The organism is Saccharopolyspora sp. NPDC049357, from assembly GCF_040677225.1.
Taxonomy (GTDB): domain Bacteria; phylum Actinomycetota; class Actinomycetes; order Mycobacteriales; family Pseudonocardiaceae; genus Saccharopolyspora.
This window is the reverse complement of sequence record NZ_JBFAQJ010000038.1, coordinates 26,939-39,767: the sequence shown is the minus strand read 5'-3', so window position 1 is coordinate 39,767 and position 12,829 is coordinate 26,939. Positions and strand designations below refer to the sequence as shown.

Here is a 12,829-nt window from a genome sequence, read left to right as displayed (position 1 = left end):
CCTTCCTTATGCCCGGGCCATCCCAGAGGAGGAACGATCGTGTTCACACATCACCAGCAACGCGACCTGCGCGCCCCGATGCCGCAACGGCCGAGCCTGCGCTTCGCGGCCTCCGCCGAGCATCAAGCCCAAGTCGCAGCCCACCTCACCGCCCGCGACCGCTGGCTGGCCCGGGTCCTGGCCGAGCACCGGGTGCTGACCTCCCCACAGATCGCGGCAATCGCCTTCGGTCGATCTCGCCGTGCGGCCAACCACCGCTTGCACAAGCTCTACACCTGGCGGGTACTGGACCGCTTCCAGCCCTACATCGGCCGCGGTCGAGCCCCTATGTACTACGTCCTCGACACCACCGGTGCCCATGTGCTGGCTCATGAAGATGGCATCGACCCCAAGGACCTGAAGTTCCGCCCCGAACGTTCAGTTGGCATCGCCTACAGCTTGAGGCTGGCCCACCTCGTGGGCGTCAACAGCTTCTTCACCGCCCTGCAGTCCGACGCGCTCGTCGACATCACCCAGGAACAGGCCGTGACCGAGTGGTGGTCCGAAGCCCGCTGTGGCCGGCACTTCGGTGACCACGTGCGCCCCGACGGCTACGGTCGCTGGCACGAGGCCGGCCGAGAGATCGAATGGTTCCTCGAATGGGACACCGGCAGCTACCAACTCAGCCGGTTCGTCTCAAAACTGCCCGGCTACACCAGCCTCGCCACCTCGACCAACATCGTCACCCCGTTGCTCGCGGTCTTCGCCACCGCAACCCGGGAGGCACACGCACGACGCCACCTCGCCGAGCACCTGCGCACTGACCCGCGGCGGGACGACCTACCGATCGCCACCACCACTGTCGAACACCTTCGCACAGCCGGCAGCCCGGCCCACGAGATGTGGCTTCCCCTGAATCACACCGACGCCGGCCGCCATCGGCTGATCAGCCTTCTCTCGGCCTGGCCTCACTTGGAAGCACCGACCAGCTCCACAGACGCCAACGGCACCGACCCCAGCCCCGTTCCGCGCTTGAGTCCCCCAGCGCCGATGCCGCCCTGGCAACACAGCGAGCTGACCTGGAACCCGAAGAGGTGATCCATGCATGGCCAAAATCGCGGCCTCCGCAATTGGTGCACTCGTCACCCTGATCGCCATCATCGCGGCTGCCGTGTCCGGAGTCGTCGCCGTGCTCGGCGCAGGCAACTCCGCCGTCAACAGCCAACCAAGCCCCGCAGCACTCGCCGACATCCCCGGCAACTACCTCATGCTCTACCAACACGCCGCCCCGACCTGCCCAGGACTGGACTGGAGCATCCTCGCCGCCATCGGCAAAATCGAAACCGACCACGGACGCCTGGACGCCGAGGGGGTCCACAGCGGAGAAAACTTCGCCCACGCCGGAGGACCGATGCAGTTCCTCCAAGCCACTTTCAACTCAGTCATCGCGGAACACCCGCCCCCGCCAGGTGGCAGCGCACCACCTTCGCGGTACAACCCGCACGACGCGATCTACGCCGCCGCCGCGTACCTCTGCGACTCGGGCGCCCGCGACGGCGGCGACCTCTACCGCGCGATCTTCACCTACAACAACGCCGACTGGTACGTACGCAAGGTCCTCGACCAAGCAGATGCCTACAAAGCGGCGCAACAGAACGCACCTCAACAGAATGGGTGGGCGGTGCCCACGAACGGGACGTGTAGCTCAGGATTCGGACCACGCGGCGGAGAATTTCACCGCGGGCAGGACATCGCCGCACCCATCGGGACACCGATCGTCGCCGCCGCAGACGGCACCGTCATCGACGCCGGACCAGCCACCGGCTATGGGCTCTGGATCCGCATCCAGCACGCGAACAACGTGATCACCACCTACGGGCACAACAACCGGAACCTCGTTCAAACCGGACAGCACATCCACGTAGGCCAGTCGATCGCCGAGGTTGGCAATCGAGGTGAATCAACAGGGCCACACCTGCACTTCCAGATTGACGTCGGCAACCAGGCAGTCGACCCCATCGGCGTCTACCAACAGCAGTCAGCACCACGGCTGTGCACTCGATAACGTGCTGCCAGTTGGACATCGAGCTGTGGTCGGATGGTTCTCTTACGCTCCAGGGGGCGATCCCGGCCCGAGGCCATACCGACCCGGTCGATGCGCAGCAGCGTTCCGTCGATGATGACGAACGCTTTGCGTGCCGCTGTGGTGATCGCCTCGCTCAGCCCGGCCGTCCGGGCAGCGAGGAGCTGGAGGGCTTCGCGGATATAGCGAAACACCGTGGTGATGCCGATGCCGAACCCGACTGCCAGGTCCGCGTAGGTTTCGCCCTTGCGCAGGTAGGCCAGCGCCTGCTGACCTGCTTCCAGCCGCCGCCACCGGGTTCGGCGAACACGGCGTTCGTGCCGTAACGGCTCGGCCAGCACGTTCAACGCGCGATGGGACACCGACATCCCCGACGGGTAAGAAAGCACCCTTGGAGCTCCTGGGCAGACAGAGTTGATCTAGACAATCACTCGTCTACCAGGAGCTTCACTCATCTCCGTAGCCAGTCCACCAGGCCGCACACCCTTACCCGGCAAGTGGAAAAGGCTCACTCCCATCGCCGAGTCGCAGCGATAACTCATACGATGGAACCGTGCCTATGGCGGCTGAACGTACGGGCGGATTGCAGAGAAGTTCGACATCTCGCAGACAGCAGAGCGAGACGAGCTGCACCGGGCGGGAATTCCGAAGGCTGAGCGGTATGGGCGTGGGTCGAACCTATAGAGGGGCTGAATCGATAATTAGCGTCGCTCCAACTGTTCCACAATCCTGCCCCACAGCTTGGTGAACAGCTCCTCTTTCGTGTAGGTCAAGTCACTCCTGCCCATCGAGCTGAATACCGAGAAGTCCATCATGCGAAGTTTCGGCGCACCGGCCTCGCGGTCAAAGTATGGCGTGGCGTACCCGTTGCTGCTGGTACCGCCACCGATACGATTTCCACCGATCATGAAGTTGAGCTGATCGTCGCTGTGAAACCCACCTTTCGAAATGTCGAGGGCGTACGCGGTCTCACCGTTACGCTCGATCCGCACCTTCAGGGTTTCGCCGCTAACACGAACCCTGCCAACGAAGCCAAGCGGCGTGAGCTGGGGCAAAACTTGTTCGAACTGCTGTAGGAGATGGTCGAAAGTGGCATCCAGCTCGTCGTACTTGCTGAAATCGCCCGGAACCATCTTCGGCATGCGGTAGGCCATCGCTTCTTCGACAACCTCACCAACGTCGCGCGGTTGTTGGCCTGCTGACGTAGCCGTGCCGACCTTCTGTACGAGCTGCTCCGCCAGAGCCTCCGGGGTAAAATCATCGCTTCGCAGGTAGCCAATATGTGGATGGAGAAGGTCGGGTGGTACCTGCACGTCACCCATCAGCACCGGGAGCACGTATTCGTCACCTTGCTTAACTGCCGTCATCATGACCGCCGAGAATTCATCCATCGGGATGGGCTTAGCCAGGTACTCAGTAGAGATGAAGGGCACGAAGAAACGCGTCTGCGAACCGTACACTTTTCGCTGCTCGCGAATGAAATTTCTACCCCACCACTCATTACCTTTATCTTTGTCATAAAAGACCTTGAGTCCTCGGTCCTTGGCGGCGCCCACCACCGCCTCTACGTAGTCTCGCTGTTCCCCGGCAAACGAAACAGCAATGTCATAGGTCGTCGCACTCATGATCTCAATTATACGTTGCCCAGTCTCGTAACAGACATCGAGCTTCAGCGGTCGTTAAGCCTCACGACAGTAAACCGGGGCTTTCAGTCAGTCACTGTCTACAGTCTCAACTTTCGACATATCGTAAAATGCTACCTCTCCTGTCTCGGGGAAGTGCACGACTGCACAGTAGACATACTCACCGAAGGCGCCGCCGAAGTTTTTGCCTTCCTGAATGACAATGCCAACTTCTTCCCGGCCTGACACTCGAACGCGGCGAGGCTTGGACCGGGATTCACCGAACTGCATTTTGCACTCCTTCAAGCATGAGCTAACGATAATGATCGAGTGATCGCTACTTGCGACCGCCGGCAGTGGCAAGATCACTCATCAGATTCACCCACTAGGGGCTTGAGTTCCTTTTGCATTGACTCGTGCGGTCGCAGCGGCAACACGACTGCGAAGCCACGCACCTCGGAGCAACGTGCAACCGAACACCGTTGCTGACACCTCGTGGCGATCTTGCGCTTCGTTACGTGGGGTTACCTGGATTCTCAAGGTACCCCAAACTTCGCAAACTCACCGATGGACGTTGCAATTTCGATCCGGGCAGACGAGCGTCACGTTCGTCTCGTGGCTGCGGGTGACTCCGTGCGCGCGACCAGCCGGGGGATTGCACGGAGCACTACTGACCATCGTGACGCTTGTCGGTTGTGAGGTCGGTGAGTTGTTGTGCGGTTCGGACTGCGTGGATCATCAGCTTGTGGTGGCGGATGCGCTCGGAGACTTGTAGGACCTCGGCTCGTTGAGCCTCGGCCCGGCGTGCCCAGTCGCCTTCCGAGAGCGTGTTGGCTACGCACAGGACGATGCGCGGACCCAGTCCCCAGATCAGGCTGTTGACTGCGCAAGCGGCGACCGCCAGGTCGTCAACGTCGGCGCCGTACCAGGTGACCGTCGTTGGGTCGCGGTCGAGCTCGCGCATTGCCTGCGCGGCAGCGCGGAGGAGCCCACCGGTACCTACGGCGGGGTCGCACACCGAAGAGTGCTCCTCCGGTGGGGTCATTCGCGCCATCATGTCCGCGAGCGGCACAGGAGTGTAAATCTGTGCGTTCGCCTTGCCTGCGCTGTCGGACTTGAGCAGCGTGAGTACCACGCCGAGTAAATCTGTGTCGTAACGACGTTCGGTGCCAGTGAGATCCAGCTGCCTCGCGTGTAGCGCGGCGTCGGCAACCTGCTTCGCGGCGCGCTTCAAAGCAGGCTCGGGATCATTGAAAACCCACTGCATGAGGGGGAAGACGAGATGAGTTAGGTCCGGGCGAGAGTTGATGACAGCGGTGTAGATCTCCCGCAGAGTTCTAGCGACTTCCTCGGCACTCTGCGCGCGCAGCTGTTCGGCGAGATCGGCCGTATTGGCGTCGCGCTGGTTGAGGAGGGCTAGCGCAGACACGACCGAAAGGGCGACGTCACGTCGACCGGAGTGGTTGGATTTGTTCCATGCCACCTCGACCGACTGCGCGATGTCGGCGGCATGTCGGTCGGGGTCCGGGTGATTGCCTTGCCTATTGGTGTTTCGTGGCACGGGAATTCCTTTCTGATGTAACGAGGCGTGCTCGTCCTCGGCAGGGACTGCGGAAGGGTGAGATTTGGATTTTGGAGATCTGGCATTGATCCAGGGTTCCTCGGCACTGAGAGGGCCTTGGGGGTCGCGGTACGGGCTCGTTTAGCCCGACGTGTCGGGGGTATTTCGAAGTTGGACGCCAGGCGCTCGGACGCGTCAAGCGGCACAAATTCGCGCGTCAAGGTCGAAGACCGCACGCGCCAGGTCGGCGGCAAGGCGCCGTAGTTGCTACTCCGTGGCGTCGTCGGAACTCTGACGAACCGCTCCGGCCATGGAGATCACGGCTCGATACGGGTGTTCACAGTGCGTTTGCATGGCTGGGCTCCAGGTAGAAAACGCGAGAGGAGAGACGAAGCGAGAGACCGAGTTGCGTGAGCGCACAAATGGCGTCCGGTGCGCGGCGCGAGCGGCTCGGAGGCCCAGAACGTATGGGGCCGGCGGACCCACCCGAAGGGTGTTCGCACGGTCCGCCGGCCTACCGCAAACCCTGTGAAAGGGCTCCCCTCCTTGCAAGGAGGGCATGGTCAGGGTAGCCCACAGAGCTCAGCGGACAACCTCCATGCGTGCTCACGCTGCGTTGTTGTCGACAGTGGTCAGAGTCCGCTTGAGGTGATGGCTGCGCGGTGCATTTGCTTTTGCAATAACGTTGTGCGGTTGACTGGGGCGCCTAGGGCATTGCTGTGGCGCGTGAACAGGCATCAGCAGGTGGCGGTATGCGCGTTCGGGAGCCGGTGATGACCGCTGGTCGAGTTGGGTCGACCAACACCCGACTAAGAACGGCAGCGGTGGCGGAGAAAACTGCGGACGACGATGGGGCCGTGTTCTTTCAGGTAGGCGACCGCTTGTGCTTCAGTGGGAAATACGACGCTGGAACTGTCCGGAAGGACTGCGCGCCAATACCGCTGGTTCCAGTCGTACTCAATGCGCCCGTCCTCGGTGTCGTACCCGCCGGCCGTCCACCAGTCGTCAGGCAGGGCGTGTTCATTGGCGTGTGCCTGCGTGGCGGACCGGCAGCTACCGGGCGCGTTCGTGGGTGTATTTGCCGATGTCGTCTGGTGGCGACGGGTGTGCATGTCTCGGTTCCTCCTCGGTCTCGGGAAGGGGGTCCCCGCCGTCGACGGGCGGGCACCCCGGGAAGGTCAGCCGACCCAGTAAGTTCCGGTGTGGGCGGTCGTGAGCTCGACGTGCGGCAGGGGCTCACCCGGGTACGGGGTGTGTATGATCAACCGGCCGCCGTTGTCCATCGCGTCATCCGGGACGCGGCGCACCGTGAAGGCAAACGCGCCGCGCGGGTCGCCGACGCTGATCGTGACGGTGATCGAGTCTTCGCCCGGATCGGTGTGGATCGTGGCGCCGTTGGCCCACGACAGGGCCACCCGCTGCGGTCGGTGCGAACCTTCGCGGAAATCCGCCGCGGACTCCGCATCATCAATCTCGGGGTCTTCGTACGGGTCGTAGGCGTCGCAGATCAGCGAGCCGGACTCGTCGGTGTAGCCGTCGGTTTCCTCGGTTAGGGACTCGCCGCATGCCTGGCACCGCCATTCGGTGTCGTCGGCGTTTTCGAACGTGATCACCGAGGAATCAGTGTCGTCGTAGTCGGTGGAGATCATTTCGCCGTTGGCGGACAGCACGAACACAGCACACCTCGCAGAAGCGGAAAGAACGGAGTGAAAGAAGAGAGGGGAGGCGCAGCCGGCCGCAGCACGCGCGGGAGATGCGGCGTGGGCCGGCCGCACGGGCTCAGAATCGGCAGAGGAAACGCACAGCCTTGCCGCAGGACGGGCACGCGACATAGCCGCGAGTGCGGTCGTCGAAGGGCACGCGGACCAGGTCAGACACGCGGTACGTGCGCATGTCGGCGCCGTCCCAGGCGTGCAAATCCACGGTGTTGTGCGTGCACCACCGGTGCCCGTTGGCGCATTCGCCCTCGGCGTTCGAGTAGTCCGCCCACTCTTCCAAAGCATCCACAGTGGAGCGATAAACCGTCGGCGCGACGTAGCGCCCGCCATGATCACTCACAATGATCATCAGGTCGCCGAACTCAACGGCCGACAACACTACGAACCCGAGATCATCAAGCAGGTGATCAGAGAAGTTGACCAGGTTGTGGGCCCACAACTGGCCGTCTCCGTGCAGGCCGGTCGGAGTCTCGCCCGTGCGCGCGCTGATCCATGCGGTGATGACGTCATCGTGCGGGTGCGCACGGCCGTTGGTCTCCATCCACCCGCGCAAGTCCTCGGTGAGGTCATCGGCGTACTCGCCGCGGTCATTGATCCACTCTTGCGTATCGACGGTCAAATACCCGTCACCGTGCGACCACGCCTCGACAGACACACTCGTCATAATCATGCCTTCCACAGATTGCGGTAGCGGGCAAACGGGGTGCGAATCCCTACCCGCGATTACTTCTTCCTAGTCGGAACTCTCTCTGTTTTCCGGTGAATCTACCGTAACGCCGGCTCTGCCAGTGCTGCAACAGTTGCGGACGGATTCTTTGGGGAAACATCGGACGAATTCCGGCTTTTCGGTTGCCGCAAAGAGTAGGCGCCGAAATAAGGCGAATTCTTATTGGGGGATGAGGGCAGTTTCCGAGTCGTTCCAGCCCGCGGGTAAATTCCACAATTTTCCAGAAGAGGAGGGTTGTCAACGTAGGAGGTCGTTCGCAATTGGAACTAATGGATCGGTGCCGCTAGTGAATAGTCCACTCTTATCATTTCTTTCATATCTTCCCAGTCGTAGGGGCACCGAGGCTGGGCGGTTTCAGGAAGGGATAGCGGCGCGCTGAGCAGGAAAAACGCGACGCGAGTGGGTTTCTCGCTTATCGGGAAGACGAGTGGATGCATGAGCGAGCGCATGAATAGGTGTATGAGTGGGCGTGGCGTCCAAGATCGCTCGTGACGACCGCAAGCTGAGCGCGCGATTTGATCACTCGCGGAGGTGGGGAGGCCGGGGAGTGAGTCACTGCTGCACAGCGCCATTGAACCATTTGCGGCCGAACAAGGAGCGGAGTAATCAACCTTGCCATGACTGTTCCGGAGCACGTCATGCGCAGCATGACGAAGGCCCCTCCAGGCGGAAGGGCCTTCTCGTTCCTGACTGAGAATGTGTCGGCGGATAGCCGCTGCCTGGAACGCAGAGATCATATCAGACGGCGATACGTGCCGGTTGGCGAACTGCCCTAGGGCTTCCTGATTGATCCTCGCTGCATCGGCATGAACGAATTGGGGCTTGGATCCCGAACATGATCCAGGAGAATTCCGAGATTCAAGCTTCGAGCGATCTGCGCCTCAACGGCGGCGTTCGATTCAACTGGCTGCGCGGTGTTGCCGCACTTGGAGAGTGCGCGCAAGCGCGAGGGTGCTGGAGTCGGGTCGCTCGCCGATCTCGGCGAGGGTAGTGGTGAGCAGGTGGAGGGTGCGGCTGATGGCGTCGGTGAGGCCGAGCTCGGCTTGCACTCGCATGATGTCGCGGTAGATGTCTTCGTTCTCCGGGTTGAGCAGCCTGGCGTGTTCGAGCAGTTGGAGTTGCTTTTGGGGGTCGTGGCTTCGGTAGTGGGCGGCCATGCCGGCGAGTGCGTCGAGGACGGTGCGATGGGCGGCTTCCCGGGGGCCGTCGAGCCAGAGTGCTGACATGCCGTCGGCAATCTCGCCGATGTAGAGCGCGGTGATGCGGGACCAGGCGGCGAAGCGTTGCTCGTCGGTGCTGGCGATGTGTCGGTCGTGCTCGGCCTGGTTGAGCTGCCAGTAGTCGACATCGACGAGGTCGGTGTTGAGGGCAACGCGTTCGTCGTGTTGGACGATGAGGTCGGCGGCGTGGTTGTTGGTGGCCTCGGCGAGGGCTTTGCGGATCTGGGAGAGCGCGGCGTAGAAGGCGTTGTAGGGGCGTCGTCCCCGGGCTTCGGGCCAGAGCGCTTCGCGCACGGAGGCTCGTGTGGCGCCGTGGGGGTGCAGCGCGAGGTAGGTGATCAGTGCTTTGTGTTTGGGCGCGAGCTCTGCCGTGAGAGTCCGGGCGGGTATCGCTGGTGGGTGCCAGGTGAGAGTGAGCGGGCCAAAAACGGCCAGACTCAAGGGACTTTTTGGTGGTTCGTGAGCAGCCTCGGTGTCGGCGAGCTGGTTGCCATCAGGTCGGCCGGCGTCATCAGGCTCGTCATGCCTCGGGTCGCTCGGTGCTGTGGATGGCGGAGCCGTCTCCTGATGCTGCAGTACGGGGATGGTGTCGTCGCCATCGAACTCGGATTTTGCCTCGTGGGTCTCGGTGACGCGAGGTTCGGCGTCGCGGTCGGGTTCGGTTTTGTCGATGTGGTCGTCACCGGTCAGCTCGGCCTCGTCAGTGAGGTCAGGGTGACCTGGGTAGGGACCGTGCGTGGTGTCGGTGAGTAAGTCGAGGAGATCGCGGGTGTCGGTTGCCCCGAGATGGAACAGCTGCGCACCTCGAAGTTCGGCCACTGCGGGGCTGGTGGCGGTGACTTCTCCGTCGGCGCGGACGCGCACTGTCGCGCCGGCGGGCCAGTGGCCGAGCAGGATCCCGGCGGTGCCGCTGGCGGCTCCTGTATCGAGCACGGGTTGCAGGCGTGGGTGGGGCCGGTCGATGCTGGCGACGAGCACCCTCGTGAGCTCGGTGCTCGGGAGTTCGGTGTTGCGGGTGGTAGTGCCGTCGGCGAGTGCGGTGATGGCCTCGTCCAGGTCGGTAGTGGTGTGCAGCCGGGGTGATTCGGGTGCCTCGTCGCCCAGCAGTGCCCGGGCGTCGTGGTCGGGGATCAGCAGGGTCGCGCTGGTCGTGGCCAGCAGATGCACGAGCAGGGACCGGGCGGTGGCCTCGGCGCCCGCGCCGGTGATCCCCAGCCCGTGGAGCGCGGCAAGATCGAGCGCGTAGGCGCGGCCGTCGCGGACTCCTACGTCCACGTCCGTACCGGAGTAAGTCGAATCGGTCTCGACGTAGGACAGGTCCATGTCGGGAGTGCGGGCGGGGAGCGTGATGGAGTCAAGATCGGTGGGCTCCTCGCCGAGCTGGGCGTCGTCGTGGGCCAGGCGTAGTGCGTGCACCGCTGGTGCGGGAGCAGGTATGGGGGTGCGGTCGCCGCTGCCGGGCTTGTAGGAGCGCATTCTTCGGCGTCGTCGCGTGAGCATTCTCAGGGAGACTGCGGCGGCCAGTGTGGCGGCGACCACGCCGCCGCTGCCGAGCATGACCGCGGTGGACGAGGTGGGAGCAACGGCGCCCTCGGAGGTGCCCGGTCGGCCCGGCACGGCCTCCGCTGGTGGATGTGCAGGCACGGTCGGGGTGGGAATCGCTGGCGGTGGTGCTGGTGGAGCAGGCCGTGGAGGTGGGGTGTTGTCCTCAGCTTGCTCGGGCAGGTGCAGGATCCAGCCCGGGCGGATGAGGTGCGGGTTGGTGAGCGTGGCGCCGTCGGGTTGTGGGCGGCCTTGGTTGAGGGCGAACAGTTCGGTCCAGCGGTGGCCGTCGCCGAGTTCGCGTTCGGCGATGCGCCAGAGGCTGTCGTAGACCCCGTCGTGAGGGGACTGCACCCTCACGATGCCCCGTGCATTCGTTGAATTCGTGTGCTGCACAGGATGTGTCGGGATGGGGGAGTCGACGGCAGACACAGCCTCGGTCGTGGGGTCGAGGACGGTGACGGCCGCGGGCTGCGCTGGGGTTGCGGGCGCGGGGTCGGCGGCGACCGCGGATCGGGGAAATAGTCCGAGTACGGCAGTGGCGACCAGCAGGCCGGCCACAGCGTGGACCGGGCCGATCGCGGGCGGTCGAACACCGCGCACCGCGTCCGGGATGCAGCGTGCCACGTCGACGGCGAACACCAGCCAGACTGGCCAGGCGATGCAGGCCAGCATGTCCAGGAGCAGGGTGACCGACAGCGGGTTGAGCAGGACGGATTCGATCTCGCCACTGGTCGGTAGATGGTCGGGGAGGGGCCAGCCGAGGAATGTCACCAGCCCCCAGGGCACACCGGCCAGCAGGGCAGCCAGTGCCGCGCATGCGGCCAGCGCGCCGACAAGCCGCAGCAGTCGCGTAGCGAGGCAGGCGAGAGTCCTCATCCGACGGCTCCTGTTGTTCCTTGGTCGGGTCGGGCTTGGCCCTCGGCGGACACGGTGATCTCGCCGAGCCCGATCAGGCCGAGGATTTGGGTGCGTTGCTGGGCATCGACGTGCACGCGCACGGTGGTGGCATTGGCGGTCACGGTGCCCGTGGCGCCCACGGCGCCGAGATAGCGGCGAGCCGCGGCTTGGGCCGCCTCCGGGTCCAGCTGGGGCTGGCCGCCGGCGCGGTAGGCGGCGAGATCCAACTCCTGCGCTCCAGCGCGGGCGGCTTGTTGGGCGTGGCCAATCGCCTGAGTTTTGGCAGCCAGGGCGAGTCCGCCGTCGAGCACGAGACCGGCGAACAGCAGACAGGCCGTGGTGATGACGACGACGAATGCCGTGACCCGGCCGTGCTCGTCACCCGCAAGGGCCCGCCACCGCCTGCGCATCAGGCACCGCCGCCGGCATCGGTTCCGCGCCACTGGTCCACGACCGAGGAGGCGGTGGAGCTCGCCGTGGTGGTTCCCGGAACCCCCAGCATCGCCAGGTCGGAGAGCTCGATAGTGCAGGTCAGGGTCACGGTGACTGTGCTTCCGGGCTGCAGGCCGCCAAGTCGGGCGGAGACACCGAGGTTCTGGCAGCGCAGTCCGGCCTGACTGAGTGCGGCCTGCGCGGTGGCGTGGGCGTCACTGTTGGCTTGGCTGGTGCTGCGGGCCAACGTGGCCGCGCGGACGGCTTGGTGCGCGGCGTCGTTGACACGCAGCCGGGAGTCGGCCAGGCGCCCGCAGAAGACCACGAACAGCAACAGGACGATCAAAATAGGTACCAGCAGGGTGAGTTCGGTGGCCACCGAACCTCGTTCGTCGCGTTGCAGGCGGAGCGGTCGGGGTGTCATTCGTTGTCTCCTGGGGTGACGAACCGTTCGCTCGGCCCGGCCGCGCGGCCCCGCACCGGCAAGTCCAGGAACGGCACCACCGCCGCAGCCTCCCCTGTGATCTCCACAGTGGACTGCTGTGGTCCTCGATTCACGGCGGCGTGTGGGTTCCTTAGCGGTCCGGCACCGAGCTGGCTGAGCACTGTGGAGGCTTCGGCGTGGCCATTGGCACTGCTGGCTCGGTGCACACGGGCGGCTGACAGTGCTTGTGAGGCGGCGGCTTGGGCGATGTGGGTGGCGTGCGCCCAGATCGCGAACTGCGCGATCAGCAGGATCAGCAGCAGCAACGCCGGGACGGCCAGCACGAGTTCGGCGGTGACCGTTCCCCGTTCGTCCTGGCTGCAGCGCCGTATCCATTCACGTAGTGGGTGGGCATGGTGTGTGGTCATCACATGCTGCCCCCGATCTCGTTGGCCTTGCGGGTGACCGCGGCGACGATGATCGCGAGCACGGCGATGGCCCCGGCGACCAGCAAGGCGGTCACCAGCACGGTTTCGGTGGAATACCCGCGCTCGTCCGAGCGGATGTCGGCGATGCGCGTCCGGGTGGTGGCGATGACGCATGCGATGTAGGTCAGCATCA

At 64.2% G+C, this 12,829-nt stretch carries 13 protein-coding genes; 2 read left to right on the top strand and 11 right to left on the bottom strand.

What is annotated here, in order from left to right; translation table 11 throughout:
- Nucleotides 1-39: 39 nt before the first annotated feature.
- On the top strand, nt 40-1,077 hold the full coding sequence (locus AB0J91_RS25900; RefSeq protein ID WP_363873629.1) for a replication-relaxation family protein: 1,038 nt from the start codon (nt 40-42) through the stop codon (nt 1,075-1,077).
- A 7-nt stretch (nt 1,078-1,084) separates the two neighbouring features.
- Nucleotides 1,085-2,044, top strand: coding sequence for a peptidoglycan DD-metalloendopeptidase family protein (locus AB0J91_RS25895; RefSeq protein WP_363873626.1), 960 nt, complete (start codon nt 1,085-1,087; stop codon nt 2,042-2,044).
- Here AB0J91_RS25895 and AB0J91_RS25890 read toward each other — a convergent pair.
- From AB0J91_RS25890 to AB0J91_RS25840, 11 genes are all read right to left on the bottom strand, one after another.
- A complete protein-coding gene (locus AB0J91_RS25890) occupies nt 2,005-2,451 on the bottom strand; it encodes a transposase family protein (RefSeq protein WP_363873623.1) in 447 nt (148 codons plus the stop codon). The genes AB0J91_RS25895 and AB0J91_RS25890 overlap by 40 nt on opposite strands.
- A gap of 312 nt (nt 2,452-2,763) precedes the next feature.
- Nucleotides 2,764-3,687 (bottom strand): toll/interleukin-1 receptor domain-containing protein, encoded by a 924-nt coding sequence (locus AB0J91_RS25885; RefSeq protein WP_363873620.1) that lies wholly within the window; start codon nt 3,685-3,687, stop codon nt 2,764-2,766.
- Nucleotides 3,688-3,774: 87 nt separating this feature from the next.
- A complete protein-coding gene (locus AB0J91_RS25880; protein ID WP_363873617.1) occupies nt 3,775-3,975 on the bottom strand; it encodes a hypothetical protein in 201 nt (66 codons plus the stop codon).
- 376 nt (nt 3,976-4,351) lie between these two features.
- Nucleotides 4,352-5,245, bottom strand: coding sequence for an N-6 DNA methylase (locus AB0J91_RS25875; protein ID WP_363873614.1), 894 nt, complete (start codon nt 5,243-5,245; stop codon nt 4,352-4,354).
- Nucleotides 5,246-6,423: 1,178 nt separating this feature from the next.
- Nucleotides 6,424-7,020, bottom strand: a complete 597-nt coding sequence (locus AB0J91_RS25870) for a hypothetical protein (protein WP_363873611.1) — start codon at nt 7,018-7,020, stop codon at nt 6,424-6,426.
- A 4-nt stretch (nt 7,021-7,024) separates the two neighbouring features.
- On the bottom strand, nt 7,025-7,627 hold the full coding sequence (locus AB0J91_RS25865; RefSeq protein WP_363873608.1) for a hypothetical protein: 603 nt from the start codon (nt 7,625-7,627) through the stop codon (nt 7,025-7,027).
- A gap of 962 nt (nt 7,628-8,589) precedes the next feature.
- Nucleotides 8,590-11,331, bottom strand: a complete 2,742-nt coding sequence (locus AB0J91_RS25860; RefSeq protein WP_363873606.1) for a hypothetical protein — start codon at nt 11,329-11,331, stop codon at nt 8,590-8,592.
- Nucleotides 11,328-11,762 carry a pilus assembly protein TadG-related protein gene (locus tag AB0J91_RS25855; protein ID WP_363873603.1) on the bottom strand — a complete coding sequence of 145 codons (435 nt, stop codon included), beginning with the start codon at nt 11,760-11,762 and terminating at the stop codon, nt 11,328-11,330. Before AB0J91_RS25855 ends, AB0J91_RS25860 begins: the two co-directional genes overlap by 4 nt.
- Entirely contained in the window at nt 11,762-12,208 is a 447-nt protein-coding gene (locus AB0J91_RS25850) for a TadE/TadG family type IV pilus assembly protein (protein WP_363873600.1), read from the bottom strand. Before AB0J91_RS25850 ends, AB0J91_RS25855 begins: the two co-directional genes overlap by 1 nt.
- Nucleotides 12,205-12,636 (bottom strand): TadE/TadG family type IV pilus assembly protein, encoded by a 432-nt coding sequence (locus AB0J91_RS25845; protein ID WP_363873597.1) that lies wholly within the window; start codon nt 12,634-12,636, stop codon nt 12,205-12,207. The genes AB0J91_RS25850 and AB0J91_RS25845 overlap by 4 nt, the downstream gene beginning before the upstream one ends.
- Nucleotides 12,636-12,827, bottom strand: coding sequence for a hypothetical protein (locus AB0J91_RS25840; RefSeq protein WP_363873594.1), 192 nt, complete (start codon nt 12,825-12,827; stop codon nt 12,636-12,638). The genes AB0J91_RS25845 and AB0J91_RS25840 overlap by 1 nt, the downstream gene beginning before the upstream one ends.
- Nucleotides 12,828-12,829 lie beyond the last annotated feature (2 nt).